The following is a 13,620-nucleotide window of genomic DNA, read 5'->3' as shown; positions in this document are numbered from 1 at the left end:
ATTTTCTCGTGACGGAACCGAACCTGGTAACCGGAAGCTATATCGTCAAAAGTGAACATACCCTCGATCAATCCCCCCTTGAGATGGCGGTTGCGGGTATGGAGGGAGCTGCAAGTCGTTTTTCCATCGATGCCATCAAAGACGAACGGGTCCGTGCAAGCTATGAGAAAAATATTCGACGAATGTCACAGCAGATATTTGCTGAGGTAAGAGCTGGCAACATCAGTGTTGAAGACGGCACAAAGTTCAGCAATGAAATGCGTAACAAAATCATGTTCGAACACCGCAAGCTTACATCTGCACAGGGCCTGGCCATCGTACAAAAAAAGAAAAAAGCTGGCAGAACGCACACTGACGTTTTGAACGAAAAATCTCAAACCCAGTTCAATAAGAACTACGAGCAACTTTCAAAGGCACAACAAAAAGAAGTCCTGTACAGAGCACTAGAGCGCTCAGGCAGTGCCAATGCCAAGTTCACCTCCGGCACCAAAATCATGTCTGTCATGGGCAAGGTCGGCATCATCATGACGGCAGTGCTGGCCACCTACCAAATACTGAACGCTGACGACAAAACCAAAGAAACGGCTCGTCAAGCCACCATCTTGGGCGGCGGTGCAGCGGGAGGTTTTCTTGCGGGTTTGGGCATTTCGGCTATTTGCGGTCCAGGAGCGCCTGCCTGTGCCATCGCCGTGGTGCTCATTGGAAGCATGGCCGGCGGCATAGCAGGCGGGATCGCAGCCGATACGTTCGACTCAGAGCTAGAGGAGCTGGCCCATTGGGACATATTCTGACCCCGGCAGAAAGAGCGCGTATCCAGATAGCGTTGGCAGAGGCATTTGTAGATAGCACTGTCGATTATGCCTCTATAGCGGAACGAATCCGGGGCTATGACCTGAAAGTCGTGGAGAACATCCTGTATACAGAAGTAGCGCCTGTCTGTTTCGGCAACCTTGAAACGCCAGTCCCTCCAGTTTGGACAGGATTCAACAACGACTGGCTTTTGAGCGAGATTGAGAAAGAGCTTAGGGCACGAGAGAACAGTTGGTCGCGACGTACGTTTGCCAAATTGAAAGTCGCTTGGCTACGATATAGCTACGGTTACATCTGGAAGGAGATTATGAAATTTTATGATCTTCATACGTGAAGCGCCCCTATTAGAAAGCAACAACCGTAAACAAAATGAGGGTTGTATGGCTTCTTGAGCCCTTGATCAAGAAGATTGGGAAAGGGACTCGAACCCCTGCTTGCGTCCCAGTAGACAGTTTAAGGCCAGTAAAACCAGGGGAAGATACGTCATGCATTGATCAGTGACTAATTCATCAGTGAGTTACTGAATACGGCTACGGTTAAACTTAAACAAAATGGAATGATTCAGACCTATGAAAGAATTCGCCTTCATCCATAACCCCACTATAAGTTTTTCTCTGGACGACAGACATTTCCTTGAAGCATTAACCAGATGGAACTACTTTCCCAACCAAAAAGAATCAGCAACTGAGCTACCGCCAAGCATTAGTACCCGGCGCTTCACCCCAGAAGTAGCGCATAAACTCTTGGAAGACGTAAAACTAAGCAAAGACCGAAAAAGACTTGGCTTTGATTTAGTTGAGTATCGCGCAACACGCTATAACAACGTATCACGTGTTTTAGGATTAATGCACCCTCTCGCGTTCGCGCAAATTTTCAGTGTCATGGCGTCTAATCGTGAGAACTTGATCGAAGCGATGAAAGATGACAACAGTGCTATCCGTGTTCAGGCACATAATGATGGACGAATGCTCATCATGAACTATGAGGACCCCGAAACTAAATCGCTGACAGCAGCGAATCAAAGTTTTGGTAAAAAATTTCGCGCCCATACTGACGTAGCCAATTGCTTTGGATCTATTTACACACACTCATTGGAGTGGGCAGTTCAAGGTTTCGAAATAGCTAAAGCGAACCTGACATCAAATAAATCGGCCCGTCACTGGAGCGCAGATTTGGATCAGGCATTGCGAGGCGCCAAACGAAACGAGACTTCTGGCCTCCCAATTGGTCCCGCCTCATCGAGCATTGCTGTTGAGGTTATCCTCGCCGCGGTGGACCGCAAGCTAAGGGAACAGTTCTCGTTTGTACGCTACATAGATGACTACACCGCTCTTTGCGATACACATGCCGAAGCGGAGGAGTTCATAAGACTATTGAGCAAAGAGCTAAGCCAATATAGACTAACATTAAACCTTACTAAAACGTCCATCATAGAGTTACCTGAACCACTACAAGAAAGATGGGTATCAGTGCTAATGAGTGCGCTTCCTCCGTTGCTGCAGGACGACGGCCAACTCGCCTTCATGAGCACTCGTGAAGCCTTCCACTTTTTAGATTTTGCGGTACGCTTGAACAATGAAACCCCGGATGGAAGCGTCATAAAATTTGCTGTATCCACTATTGCCAGGAGACTTAAGGACAGAGCTGCTGCCGATGTTTTTCAGTACGTTTTAAATTTATCTTGGCATTATCCAATCCTGCTTCCATATCTAGAAAAAATTGACGCCAGGTCCGACTATTACAACACGAACGATCTAACAAATAAGTTAAACGAGATCATTCAGACCAACGCCTTACATCGAAGATCTGACGGAATTTGCTGGGGACTTTATTATCTGGAGCGACTCAATTCACTCCCCTCAGAAAAATCGGTACTGGGAATCATCGAATCAAAAGACTGTATCGCCTTAGCAATGCTCTGCAACTTTGAAAACTCAATCGACAACGTAGCTGAATACGCAAAAACCATTATCGACGACCAATTATATACAAAAGACCAAAACTGGCTTTTACTCTACCAACTTTTTCGCGCCGAAAAAATTTCAGACCCGTATGTAAATGAAGGCACATTTCCACTATTGAAAAAATATAATGTCGACTTCTTCTGTAATCCTGGTGAAGACAGCCCCGCCGAAAACTATTGTTTTGCAGCTTATAATCCTTTTGTCAAAAATGACGAGACACCAACGTTCGATCAATGGATGGCTAACTCATAACCAAAACTATTCGACATCACTTTCTTCCGCACTATCTTGGTCCCATCGGGCGATCATCGCGATCAACGATTGGTTCGACGTTCTGCTGGGACCGCGGCCGGGTTGGATGTTGACGCGTCCACCTCGGCTGCTCTTTTTCACTTCGGTGTTGAGACTTCTTTGGCATAGGCCTGACAGGCCGCCAGCGCGATCAATCCTTGGTCACCGGCATCGGTGATGCCGATAATTCGTTGAGCATGCGCCGGGTCAAGTTGGGCTCTTGTGGCGCCATGAACCACGCTGCCGGTTGTGGTGGTGGCTGACACTGCACCGCTGCTGGATGAACCGGGGGCGTCGAGTAGGACTGACAAGCGCAGATCAGCAGTGGCAAGACGGTCGCGCAGGCGACCTTGATCACGTTGGGCATCGCTCAGGGCTCGGTAATGGGTTTGTTCGCTGGCTGAAAGCCGCTGCTCCAGCGCCAGACGTTTGGCCTGCTCAGCTTGTTGCTGCGCTGCAGCTGCCAGTGTTTGTTGATTGAGGCGTTCTGCCTGCAGGTGGGCTTGTTCCTCCATCTGCCGGCCATAGCGCCAGTCCTGCACTTGCCAGGCAATTGCAGCGGAACCGCCAGCCAGGGTGGCCAGCAGCACCCCCTTGGCCAGCAACCGGTATGGCGCCGGGATCAGTTCACCGAGGCGCATAGCACCGCCCTCGCCCGCTCCCATAGCTGCAGACGATCTGCCAAGCCGTTCAGCCCGCCGTTGATTTTGCGGGTGATCGCCTCGAATTCGTTTCGATCTGCCAGGGCATTCAGTTCACGCACCCACCAGAACCACGCCGCCGACTCGGCGGCCCATTGCGGCAGCTCAAGCAACTCCGGGGTGCGCAGCAATCGCTCATCGCCGAACAGCGCCAGGCTGCAACGCAGGTAATTGTTGCGGCCGGTCACCTGGATCAGGCCGCGACCGCGATAGCGCTGACCATCACCGTCTACCTCCGGCGTATTGCCCAACTTCGCCGCGAAACTGCCGGTGTCGTACTTGCTCAGGTACTGATCGCCGCCCAGTTCGCGGACGTACTGCAGTTGGCCGGACTCATGTCCGACCTGAGCCAGGAACGCGGCCTGCCGCTGCGGCGTGTTGATCTGCCGATGTGCCATGGCGGTGTTTAGGGCGGATACAAAAACGCCCGCTTGGCGGCGGGCGTTGGGCATGATGCGTTGTAGCTGTTGTTCTGTCAGTGACATGGGTATCTCCTGGGGTTGTGGGGATGCGGCACTACTGCTAGAGCTGAACAACCTTCAGATCCTTCACCGCCTTTTTCTTCTTGCCTTTGGCTTTCGCCTTGCCCTTTTTGCCACCGTTGCACTCGACCGTTGCGCTCCAGCCGCTTTGGGTGAACACCTGTTCCACCGAATCGACCAGGTACTCGCCGTCGAGCCTGACCTTGAAACCTTGGGCATTGATCGATCGTTCGGCGAACAGGTCGGTGCGACCGTCCATCTCCAGCCGGACACCGGCCGTGGAGCGGTTGAACGCGGTGAGGCGCGCTTGGGCCGCCGCCTCGGCAGCGGACTTGTTCGGGTAGATGTGGCGGTCGGTATGTACCGGCGGCAAGCCATCCGGTGACTCGTCGTTGTCCAAGGTGACCACGGCGAGCTTGCCGGTCTTCTTGTCCTGATGCTTGGCCGAGACCGCCTTGTGCGTGTTGCGGTCGCCGAGCCGGAACTGAAAGCGGCCGACGTCACGGCGCTGGATCGTCACCACGCCGAACACCTTGCCCGAAGCGCTCTGCCCGCCTTGGCGCGGCATCACCAGCAGCTTGCCGTCGGCCACCTTGGCCGTGCAGTCGTACTGCTTGGCCAGGCGGGTGATGAAGTTAAAGTCCGACTCGTTGAGTTGATCGGCGCGTGGCACCTTGGTCTGTACTGGACACACGGGTTGCCAACCGTTGCAGGCGGCGACATCGGCGACGATCCGCGACAGCGGCACGTTTTCCCAACTGCCACTGCGGGTGGTCTTGCCGCTGCCGCGCATATCGCTGGCCTTGCCGGTGATCACCAGCGTTTCCGGCGGGCCGGAGAACTCTATTTCATCGACAACGTAACGTCCGATGCGGGTCAGCGACGTTTCGGCGTAGCCCAAGAAGATCTCGATATTGGCCCCACGAACGGGCAACACGACGGCGCCGTCACGGTCATCGATGCGCAGCTCGAACTCGTCGGACTCCATGCCGGGCTTGTCGGTGGTTTTCAATTGCAGCAGCCGATCATTGATCAGGGCCGTGATGTCAGCGCCGTCGGCCACGACGCGAAAGGCTGGGGTCATTTATTCTGTCCAAAAGAAAGCCCGCACACGGCGGGCAAAAAAAAACTCTTCACGGATTACCGGAGCCAAAAAAAGCCCTAGCATTTGAGGCTAGGGCATTCTTGCCCGGCGTCGGGCTGTTTACTTCTGGTCGACTACATCACGCCGGCTGGAAAAAGCCGGTTCCACTGCCTGAGAACTGCCCAGTAATGTTCCCGGCATATTGCGATGGATGGACCAGTGCGGCCAGCAGGCGCTGCCCTTCAAACAGGTACAGAGTGAGCGAACCTGGACTAATCGACAATTGCAGCGACAACGGGACGCCGATGAGGTTCTCAGCATCAGGCACGGTGCCCTGTAGGTAGAGACTGGAAATGTTGATATTGGTACCCGTACCTGTCGCCTGGCCGACGAACCGCACTTGGGCTCCTTGCTGAGGAGCATTTGGTCCGATATCGGCGGGTGACGCACTAATCTGGATGGTTTCGGTCTGAGGATAGCAACCACAACCGCAACCTTCGAACGAGAAGTAGCCGCAAATGTACTGCTGGCATCCGCATCCACACAACGATTGCGGGTGCATCTTCTGATGGAGGACCTCTTCTAGCGCCGGCTTCGCACTGGCAACCTCTTGCTGACGCTTGATTTGTGCGTCAAAGGCAGCTTGCGATTGCTTTTTGAGCGCATCGACTTGATCAGGTTTTATATCTTGAAAAGACGTCATAATCTAAATCCTTTTATTTTTTTCGAAAAGACCTGGAGACAGCCTCACTCGAACAGCGCACCTTCCAGGAGCACGCCACAAACCCTTCGGCTCGCGGTCATCCCTTAAAGCACAATCTGATAACGCTCGCAACTGCTATTTTGCGACACGCATGCCCTGGAAAACATGTAAGGCTCTATGTCGGTGCAAGGATCGCGGGCCGGTGGTTGCTTGAAGATCAAGAACGACTTTCCCGGCAATCCGTGAAGAACCAAAAAAATGTCATCAGCGCGACGCATGGGCGTGAGCATCACCCCCACAACATCACCACCTCATCGGTGCGGGCCGGCAGATCCGGCAACACAGTTACAATACCGGCCCGGTACGGTTGCGGCTCATCGGCCAGGCCCTGATTGGCATCCAGCACCGCCTCGACGGTGCCACTCAAATGCCCGTAAGCGTGATAACAAAGTGTGTCGAGCAGATCCCCGTCAGACGTTCTGCAGGTCGTCGCCATAGTGCACAAACTCCAAGGTGAACGCCTGTTTGCGCGGGATTCCACCCTGCAACAGTGCGCTCTGTTCTTCGACGTTCTTCAGGCACCAGGTACCCAACACGTCGCCATAACCGGTGGTCAAAGTCAGGGGTTTCAACTGGGCACCGAGGCTGCGCAGGGTGTTCAGCTGCTTGATGCCGCCCTTGAAGCCCAAAAATGGGGACAGAATTATTTTCTCGTCCTATCTCGCTGAATCCCTCCCGCCACCCTTGAACTACCGCAGCAAGACTGGCCTGAGCCCCACAAGCCCAATCCTGATAAACTCCTCCACCTCCCAGCCTCACCCATTCCAGAAACGCCAATGCCTCCAATCACCGCCACACCCGCCCCGCTCTCCCGCCGCTTCTCCGTCGCCCCGATGATGGATTGGACCGACCGCCACTGCCGTTTCTTCCTGCGCCTGCTCTCCAAGCACGCACTGCTCTACACCGAAATGGTCACCACCGGCGCGCTCCTCAACGGCGATCACGAGCGCTTCCTGCGTCACAACGAAGCCGAGCACCCGCTCGCCCTGCAACTCGGTGGCAGTGTTCCGCTGGACCTGGCCGCCTGCGCCCGCATGGCCCAGGAGCACGGTTACGACGAGGTAAACCTGAACGTCGGCTGCCCGAGTGATCGGGTGCAGAACAATATGATCGGGGCGTGCCTGATGGGGCATCCGCAGTTGGTGGCCGATTGTGTGAAGGCGATGCGTGATGCGGTGTCGATTCCAGTGACGGTGAAGCATCGGATCGGGATTAATGGTCGGGACAGTTACGAGGAGCTGTGTGATTTCATTGGCACGGTTCGGGATGCCGGGTGCACGAGTTTTACCGTGCATGCGCGGATTGCGATTCTGGAGGGGTTGTCGCCGAAGGAGAACCGCGACATTCCGCCTCTGCGTTATGACGTAGCGGCGCGGTTGAAGGCGGATTTTCCGGAGCTGGAGATTATTCTCAACGGCGGGATCAAGACGCTGGAGGCCTGTCACGAGCATTTGCAGACGTTCGACGGTGTGATGCTGGGCCGTGAGGCGTATCACAATCCTTATGTGATGGCTGAGGTGGATCAGCAGCTGTTCGGCAGCACGGCGCCGGTGATCAGCCGGGCTGAGGCGCTGGCGCAGTTGCGGCCTTATATTGCCGAGCATCTGCTGGCGGGTGGCGCGATGCATCACATCACTCGGCATGTACTGGGGCTGGGCACCGGGTTTCCTGGGGCGCGCAAGTTTCGGCAGTTGTTGTCGGTGGATATTCACAAGGCTAAAGAGCCGTTGGCGTTGCTGGATCAGGCGGCAGAGTTGTTGGAGGGACGTTAATCCCTCGTCACTCGCTTGTAGGTTTCGCGCGCCGGTGTCCGCGCTCTGTCTCGTTAGAAAATGGCCGCTTTGAAATGGCGGCCGTCACTTGTTCGGCCCGAGCGCTCAAAGGTCTAATTCGCAAGCTGGTCAAATCGGTAAGCATTGAGGACATGACCCAGGCCTGCTCAGCACGCTAACCGTCACCTCCATTGAACCTGCTCCCCATTTCAGCATCGTATTTACCGAGACCACGCCCCGCCTTTCAAACATCCGTTTTCAGGATGTTGCCACTGGGGCCTTCGATACGCACATGCACCCTTGAGTGGCTGTCAGCGCTCGGGTAATGTCATTAGACCCATAGGACAGAGCACGCCCATGACTTCCAAGCTGGAACAACTCAAACAAATGACCACCGTGGTTGCCGACACTGGCGACTTCGAAGCAATCGCTCGCGTTAAACCCGTGGACGCCACCACCAACCCTTCCCTGCTGCTCAAAGCGGCGGCCATTCCCGGTTATGCCGAGTTGCTGAACGCTTGCGTCAGCGACTGCAAGGGCGATGTGGGCCTGGCCAGTGACCGTTTTGGTGTGGCGGTGGGGCAAGAGATTCTGAAGGTGATTCCTGGCCGTATTTCCACTGAAGTGGATGCGCGCCTGTCGTTCGACACTGACGCCGTATTGAAGCGTGCGCACCGTCTGATCGACTTGTACGAAAAGGCCGGCGTTGGCCGTGACCGTGTGCTGATCAAGATCGCTTCGACCTGGGAAGGCATCCGCGCTGCCGAGAAGCTGGAAAAGGAAGGCATTCAGACCAACCTGACCTTGCTGTTCTCTTTCGCTCAGGCGGCGGCATGTGCTGACGCTGGGGTTTTCCTGATTTCGCCGTTCGTGGGCCGTATCTACGACTGGTACAAGAAAGCCACCGGCAACGACTACACCGGCGCAGATGATCCGGGCGTGCAGTCGGTGACGCGCATCTACAACTACTACAAGGCCAATGACTACAAAACCGTAGTGATGGGTGCCAGCTTCCGTAATCTGAATCAGATCGAGCAGTTGGCCGGTTGTGATCGGTTGACCATCAGCCCTGATCTGCTGGAGAAACTGGCGGCGGATACCGGCAAGCTGGAGCGCAAATTGGTGCCGGGGCATGCGGGTGAAGCGCGTCTGAGCTTGAATGAAGCGCAGTTCCGTTGGTTGTCCAACGAGGATGCGATGGCGACCGAGAAGCTGGCTGAGGGCATTCGTCAGTTTGCTCGGGACCAGGAGAAGCTTGAGGCGTTGTTGCAGGCCAAGCTGTGATTTGAGTTAGCTGGATGCAAAAAGGGCGAACCATGGGTTCGCCCTTTTTTTGCGTTGAATTCGGGTAATGGGCTTAGCACTGGAAGATGTGGTGATTGTTAGGGCGCCTTCGCGGGCAAGCCCGCTCCCACAGGGAATTAATCAGTGACGCTCCAGCGCGTTCACCAGGTCATGAAACGCCTCACGGTTGGAGTCGTTCAGGCCCATGAGGATTTTGTGTGCTTCGAGGACTTTGATCCGCACCACTTCTTCGGACTGGTCCTGGTCTGGCAGGTCGGTCAGGCATTCAGGGCATGGGATCGGGCGGTCAACGATGTTGAACACTTGCTCGAAGCCCATGGACTGCAGCAGACGGGTGATGTCTTCGTGGGTGGTGACGACAGTCGGCAACAGGCCGACTTTTTGCCGCGACAGGATCGACAGCTTGGCCAGCAGGCCCAGGGTGGTGCTGTCGATGCTGCGGGTTTCGGTCAGGTCGATCACGATGGCGTTGAAGTTCAACGCAGTGAAGATCCGCTCAATAGTCGCATCCAACGCCGAACACAGGGTCAGGCGAACTTCACCGACGAACTTCAGGACGAAGGTGCCGTCCTGCTCGGCGAACTGGATTCTACCGGTACTCATTAAAGATTCCTGCTCAACACCAACAGGGCGATATCATCCGGCATCTCCCCTAGCGTGGCCAATCCAAAAACCTGGCGCAGACCATCCAGGCTGCCGCCCGCCGCTTTGACCCGTTGAGGCAAAGCAGCTTCTTTATCTTTGAGTGTGGGTTCTGGCAAAAGGTCCAGAATGCCATCAGACATCAGCGTCAGGCTGAATACCGGCGGCAGCTCCAGTACGTGGTCTTCGTAGGTGGCTTCATTGAAGAGGCCCACCGGCAGACCACGCCCTTCCAGGTAACGAACACTGTCTGGCGTGTACAACACGGGCAACGGCAGATGACCGCCGATGCTATAGGTCAACAAACCTGTCTCCTCGTCGATGACTCCACCGACCATTGTGACGTGTTTACCCAGCTTACAACTGATCAGGCCCCGGTTGATATGACCAAGGACTTCTGAAGGCTTGAATTCCGGCAATGTGCCGTTGCGCTTGGATTCGAACAGCAAGCGCGTGGTCATGAACTTCAGCAGCACGGTGACGAAGGCTGAAGAGGCGCCATGACCGGAAACGTCCGCCAGGTAGAACGCTACCCGACGCTCATCGACCCGAAAGTAGTCGACGAAATCGCCCGACAGGTACAGCGACGGGATGATCTGGTGCGCAAACTGGAACTCGTCGATGGTCCAGGGGCTCACCGGCAGCATGTTCATCTGCACCTGGCGACCGGCGTTCTGGTCTTCCTGGAGCAAGTTCAGGCTGGCTTCGAGCTCGCGGTTAGCCTTTTCCAGCTTCTCGCGGTAGCGCTGGTTTTCCAGCAGCAGACGCGCACGATCCAGGGCACGGCGCACGGAGTGCTCGAGTACGGCGAGATCTTCGAGAGGCTTGATCAGGTAGTCCGCTGCGCCCAGGCGCAGGGCCTCGACGGCGTCGTTCATCACACCGGCGCCCGAAACCACGATTACCGGGGTTTGCGGCGACAGTTCGGTGACCTGGCGTATGAGTTCGAGTCCGCCCATCTGCGGCATGCGCAGATCGCAGATGACCAAGTCGGGCTTGTCTTGCTCGAATACCTGAAGACCCTGCTGGCCATTGCTGGCCTGCAGGACACTGAAACCACTGTCTTCCAAGTAGGCCGCGAGGCTCGCACGCACTACTTCGTCATCATCGATTATCAGCAGCGTGGCACTGGTTTTTGGCATGTGGGCAAACGGCGCCAGAATTAGGTTGGCGTAGCAGGCTGGGCATTTGGCCCTGCACACACTACTGGATTCGCTTTCTAGCCTCTCTGCTGCACCGTTTTCGAGCGTTTGCCCTACTCACTGTTCCACCAGAGGTGCCCTTCTAAGGCGCAGACGGTACTCCCATCCGCGAGGCGTTTCAAGCTCACGCCGATGGTCGCTTGACGTCTTTACTTGTCAAATCACCGAGAGTTATAAGAACAGGCAAAACCGTAACCCAAAGGAAGGATCGAGCCCATGAGCCAAACCGATCGGGACTACAGCGAAAAGCGCGATTTCATCCGCATGCGGGTTGATGCCGATGTGTCGCTGATTCATGAAGGCGACGAGGTGCAAGCCGTCTGCATCGACCTTTCCAGCAGTGGCATGCAGCTGGAGGCGCCCCGCTCATTCAAGGTCGGTGACCGGCTCAGCGTGCGGATCGATTCCGATCACGCAGCCCTCAAAGGCCTTGAGGCCGACACCGAGGTGGTGTGGGTGAAAGCACAGGACGATGGCGGCCAGAAACTCGGGCTTACAATCCTGAAGATGAAATAGCCCTGACTTAACCCGCAAGCCAAACGAAAGAAGGCGGCCAAATGGCCGCCTTCTTCGTTTTACCGGTCGAGATTAAAAATCGTCTTCGACCTTACCGTCCTTGACTTTGAATTCGCGGTTTTGCAGGTATGCATTGCGAATAAAGGTGTATTTGTCGCCAGTGATCAGTTTCTCGGCCGACAACAGGCTGGCGCGAGTGTCGACGATGTTCAGGCCGTAAATCGAGTTACGCACCGGTATATCGTTGATGTAAGGGTACGGACCGGTATAGCCGTCGACGTACTTGGAAGGCGCATCACGCAAGGTGCTTGGGCCCAGCAGCGGCAGCATCACGTACGGGCCGCTGCCCACGCCCCAATAACCGAGGGTCTGGCCGAAGTCTTCGTCGTTGCGGTGCAGGCCCATTTTGGTGCCCACGTCAAAGAAGCCCAGCAGGCCGAAGGTGGTGTTGAAGATCAAACGCGCGGTGTCGACGCCAGCCGCAGCGGGCTTGGCCTGCAACACGTCGTTGGCGAGGTTGGTCACATCGCCGACGTTGCGGAACATGTTGTGGATGCCGTCTTCCAGGAACTGCGGTGTGACGAACTGGTAGCCCTGAGCCAACGGCTTCAGTGCGTAGGTGTCGACAAAGTCGTTGAATTTGTAGATCGGGCGGTTGATGCTTTCCCAAGGGTCTTCTTCCGTGGCAGCCTGGGCCGCGAACGGAACCAGCAACACGCTGGCACACATACAAAGCTGAGCGAGTCGATTGCTCCAGCGCATAAGAAACTCCTTGGATTGTACTGACGCGGGCGCTTGGCCCAGGCGCAAAGACCGCTAGTATATGACGGAAAACCCGGTTTAGGCAGCATCGTGCACGATGGTCTACGAACGACGCCCTCCTGACGGCGAGCGATTCACATCCGTGTCACTCGATTGTCATCGTCCATGAATAGCCTTGTCGCTATTTCAGGGACGTTTCCATGCCGCACGCCGAAGTCTTGCCCCTTGCCGCACCAAATCTGACCGCCGTGCTGTTCGGCCTCAGTGGTTGCCTGGTGGATTTCGGCGCGCGCACGCGTCAGCACGGTACCGTTTCTGCCGAGCACGCCGAGGTCACGCCCGGTGCCCTGGAGAGCCTGTCCAGCTTGCAGCGACAACGGATTCCCTGCGCCTGGATTGATGAACTCCCCCCTGCCCTCAGCCATTCCCTGGCCGTCGCACTTCCGGCCTGGATCAAATCATTGCAACACTCTGAAACAATCAATCCATGGCCGGCCCCGAATGCCTGCTGGCAAGCCTTGATGGCGCTGAATGTCGAGTGCCTGGACGGTTGCGTGCTGGTCAGCGGCGAGCCGCGACTGCTGCAATCGGGCCTGAACGCCGGGCTGTGGACCATCGGCCTGGCGTCGTGCGGCTCGCTATGCGGGCTCGCGCCGAACGAATGGCAAGCCTTGAGCCAGAAGGAACGGGAACACTTGCGCGGCAAGGCGACGGTGCAGTTGTTCGGCCTGGGCGTGCATTCGGTGATCGATCATCTGGGCGAACTCGACACCTGCCTGGCCGATATCAGCCTGCGCCGGCTCAAGGGCGAAAAGCCCTGACTGAGATCATGCAGGTTACGCGCGAGTGGATTAATCTAAAGGTCAGCCATAGACCTTTGGCGTGCTGCTGCGGTCTATGCCAGTGCCTATCGATAAAAGGAAGAACGCCATGCCCGCCCGCGAACTGCAAGAACAGCTCAACAAACTGCGCGAGCAATTGGAACAGAATCCTCCACTGACCGAAGCCGAGCGCGAAGACCTGCACGCGCTGATGCAACAGATCGAATTGGAGCTTGAGCTGGAAACCAAAACCCAGGACACCAACCTCGCCGACAATGTGAACCTCGCCGTCGAGCGCTTCGAACTCGAACATCCCACGCTGGCCGGCACCTTGCGCAACATTGTGCAGGCCTTGGGCAACATGGGGATCTGAACCCTTCAGATGCAAAAAAGCCCCGCTATTGATAGCGGGGCTTTTTGATTTCCAGTGCTTCGTCCTGAATAAGGTTTACACCTTCTGGCTTCTTATCAGGAAGGTGCAATGGATACGGGCACAAAACGCAGT

At 55.8% G+C, this 13,620-nt stretch carries 16 protein-coding genes and 1 pseudogene; 8 read left to right on the top strand and 9 right to left on the bottom strand.

Features of this window, described 5'->3' with window-relative positions:
- Window positions 1-8 precede the first annotated feature (8 nt).
- The 3 genes from ACCC96_RS25040 (at window position 9) to drt4 (ending at window position 3,026) form a co-directional block, all read left to right on the top strand.
- Window positions 9-791, top strand: a complete 783-nt coding sequence (locus ACCC96_RS25040) for a hypothetical protein (RefSeq protein WP_413697213.1) — start codon at window positions 9-11, stop codon at window positions 789-791.
- Window positions 776-1,144, top strand: a complete 369-nt coding sequence (locus ACCC96_RS25035; RefSeq protein ID WP_413697212.1) for a hypothetical protein — start codon at window positions 776-778, stop codon at window positions 1,142-1,144. Before ACCC96_RS25040 ends, ACCC96_RS25035 begins: the two co-directional genes overlap by 16 nt.
- Window positions 1,145-1,379: 235 nt before the next feature.
- Entirely contained in the window at window positions 1,380-3,026 is a 1,647-nt protein-coding gene (gene drt4, locus ACCC96_RS25030; protein WP_413697211.1) for an antiviral reverse transcriptase Drt4, read from the top strand.
- Window positions 3,027-3,163: 137 nt separating this feature from the next.
- On the opposite strand, the gene ACCC96_RS25025 is transcribed toward drt4, so the two are convergent.
- The 6 genes and pseudogenes from ACCC96_RS25025 to ACCC96_RS25000 all read right to left on the bottom strand — a co-directional run.
- Complete coding sequence (locus ACCC96_RS25025; protein WP_413697210.1) at window positions 3,164-3,706, bottom strand: lysis protein; 543 nt, start codon at window positions 3,704-3,706, stop codon at window positions 3,164-3,166.
- The gene (locus tag ACCC96_RS25020) at window positions 3,688-4,251 is read right to left on the bottom strand and encodes a glycoside hydrolase family 19 protein (protein WP_413697209.1); all 564 of its coding nucleotides are present in this window, start codon (window positions 4,249-4,251) and stop codon (window positions 3,688-3,690) included. The genes ACCC96_RS25025 and ACCC96_RS25020 overlap by 19 nt, the downstream gene beginning before the upstream one ends.
- 37 nt (window positions 4,252-4,288) lie before the next feature.
- Window positions 4,289-5,332, bottom strand: coding sequence for a phage late control D family protein (locus tag ACCC96_RS25015; protein WP_413697208.1), 1,044 nt, complete (start codon window positions 5,330-5,332; stop codon window positions 4,289-4,291).
- A gap of 139 nt (window positions 5,333-5,471) precedes the next feature.
- The gene (locus tag ACCC96_RS25010) at window positions 5,472-6,035 is read right to left on the bottom strand and encodes a hypothetical protein (RefSeq protein ID WP_413697207.1); all 564 of its coding nucleotides are present in this window, start codon (window positions 6,033-6,035) and stop codon (window positions 5,472-5,474) included.
- 289 nt (window positions 6,036-6,324) lie between these two features.
- The gene (locus ACCC96_RS25005; protein ID WP_413697206.1) at window positions 6,325-6,531 is read right to left on the bottom strand and encodes a tail protein X; all 207 of its coding nucleotides are present in this window, start codon (window positions 6,529-6,531) and stop codon (window positions 6,325-6,327) included.
- A pseudogene (locus ACCC96_RS25000) lies at window positions 6,506-6,733 on the bottom strand (phage tail protein); the annotation flags it as partial. The gene ACCC96_RS25005 and the pseudogene ACCC96_RS25000, both read right to left, overlap by 26 nt.
- A gap of 138 nt (window positions 6,734-6,871) precedes the next feature.
- Here ACCC96_RS25000 and dusA point away from each other — a divergent pair.
- Window positions 6,872-7,867, top strand: a complete 996-nt coding sequence (gene dusA, locus ACCC96_RS24995) for a tRNA dihydrouridine(20/20a) synthase DusA (RefSeq protein ID WP_413697205.1) — start codon at window positions 6,872-6,874, stop codon at window positions 7,865-7,867.
- 357 nt (window positions 7,868-8,224) lie between these two features.
- On the top strand, window positions 8,225-9,151 hold the full coding sequence (tal, locus tag ACCC96_RS24990; RefSeq protein ID WP_019582092.1) for a transaldolase: 927 nt from the start codon (window positions 8,225-8,227) through the stop codon (window positions 9,149-9,151).
- 141 nt (window positions 9,152-9,292) lie between these two features.
- On the opposite strand, the gene rssC is transcribed toward tal, so the two are convergent.
- Together rssC and rssB are read right to left on the bottom strand one after the other, a co-directional pair.
- Window positions 9,293-9,775 (bottom strand): anti-sigma factor antagonist RssC, encoded by a 483-nt coding sequence (rssC, locus tag ACCC96_RS24985; RefSeq protein ID WP_007935262.1) that lies wholly within the window; start codon window positions 9,773-9,775, stop codon window positions 9,293-9,295.
- Window positions 9,775-10,956: a two-component system response regulator RssB gene (rssB, locus tag ACCC96_RS24980; protein WP_007935264.1), complete on the bottom strand. Its 1,182-nt coding sequence runs from the start codon at window positions 10,954-10,956 to the stop codon at window positions 9,775-9,777. The genes rssC and rssB overlap by 1 nt, the downstream gene beginning before the upstream one ends.
- Before the next feature lie 276 nt (window positions 10,957-11,232).
- Between rssB and ACCC96_RS24975 the strand changes: the two genes are divergently transcribed.
- Window positions 11,233-11,532, top strand: coding sequence for a PilZ domain-containing protein (locus ACCC96_RS24975; RefSeq protein WP_019649406.1), 300 nt, complete (start codon window positions 11,233-11,235; stop codon window positions 11,530-11,532).
- Between the two features lie 72 nt (window positions 11,533-11,604).
- Here ACCC96_RS24975 and ACCC96_RS24970 read toward each other — a convergent pair whose 3' ends face one another.
- Window positions 11,605-12,294 carry a VacJ family lipoprotein gene (locus ACCC96_RS24970; protein WP_019649407.1) on the bottom strand — a complete coding sequence of 230 codons (690 nt, stop codon included), beginning with the start codon at window positions 12,292-12,294 and terminating at the stop codon, window positions 11,605-11,607.
- Between the two features lie 200 nt (window positions 12,295-12,494).
- Between ACCC96_RS24970 and ACCC96_RS24965 the strand changes: the two genes are divergently transcribed.
- On the top strand, window positions 12,495-13,115 hold the full coding sequence (locus ACCC96_RS24965; RefSeq protein ID WP_413697204.1) for an HAD family phosphatase: 621 nt from the start codon (window positions 12,495-12,497) through the stop codon (window positions 13,113-13,115).
- 109 nt (window positions 13,116-13,224) lie between these two features.
- On the top strand, window positions 13,225-13,488 hold the full coding sequence (locus ACCC96_RS24960; protein WP_413697203.1) for a DUF4404 family protein: 264 nt from the start codon (window positions 13,225-13,227) through the stop codon (window positions 13,486-13,488).
- Window positions 13,489-13,620: the final 132 nt, after the last annotated feature.

The sequence above is a fragment of the Pseudomonas sp. Pseusp11 genome, from assembly GCF_047304405.1.
Lineage (GTDB): Bacteria > Pseudomonadota > Gammaproteobacteria > Pseudomonadales > Pseudomonadaceae > Aquipseudomonas.
The sequence above is the reverse complement of the archived record's forward strand: the minus strand, read 5'-3'. Positions and strand labels throughout refer to the sequence as shown.

Coding starts and splice junctions, on each gene's coding strand:
- drt4 (WP_413697211.1), top strand. CDS start 1,380: ATGAAAGAATTCGCCTTCATCCATAACCCCACTATAAGTTTTTCTCTG.
- ACCC96_RS25025 (WP_413697210.1), bottom strand. CDS start 3,706: ATGCGCCTCGGTGAACTGATCCCGGCGCCATACCGGTTGCTGGCCAAG.
- ACCC96_RS25020 (WP_413697209.1), bottom strand. CDS start 4,251: ATGTCACTGACAGAACAACAGCTACAACGCATCATGCCCAACGCCCGC.
- ACCC96_RS25015 (WP_413697208.1), bottom strand. CDS start 5,332: ATGACCCCAGCCTTTCGCGTCGTGGCCGACGGCGCTGACATCACGGCC.
- ACCC96_RS25010 (WP_413697207.1), bottom strand. CDS start 6,035: ATGACGTCTTTTCAAGATATAAAACCTGATCAAGTCGATGCGCTCAAA.
- ACCC96_RS25005 (WP_413697206.1), bottom strand. CDS start 6,531: ATGGCGACGACCTGCAGAACGTCTGACGGGGATCTGCTCGACACACTT.
- dusA (WP_413697205.1), top strand. CDS start 6,872: ATGCCTCCAATCACCGCCACACCCGCCCCGCTCTCCCGCCGCTTCTCC.
- tal (WP_019582092.1), top strand. CDS start 8,225: ATGACTTCCAAGCTGGAACAACTCAAACAAATGACCACCGTGGTTGCC.
- rssC (WP_007935262.1), bottom strand. CDS start 9,775: ATGAGTACCGGTAGAATCCAGTTCGCCGAGCAGGACGGCACCTTCGTC.
- rssB (WP_007935264.1), bottom strand. CDS start 10,956: ATGCCAAAAACCAGTGCCACGCTGCTGATAATCGATGATGACGAAGTA.
- ACCC96_RS24975 (WP_019649406.1), top strand. CDS start 11,233: ATGAGCCAAACCGATCGGGACTACAGCGAAAAGCGCGATTTCATCCGC.
- ACCC96_RS24970 (WP_019649407.1), bottom strand. CDS start 12,294: ATGCGCTGGAGCAATCGACTCGCTCAGCTTTGTATGTGTGCCAGCGTG.
- ACCC96_RS24965 (WP_413697204.1), top strand. CDS start 12,495: ATGCCGCACGCCGAAGTCTTGCCCCTTGCCGCACCAAATCTGACCGCC.
- ACCC96_RS24960 (WP_413697203.1), top strand. CDS start 13,225: ATGCCCGCCCGCGAACTGCAAGAACAGCTCAACAAACTGCGCGAGCAA.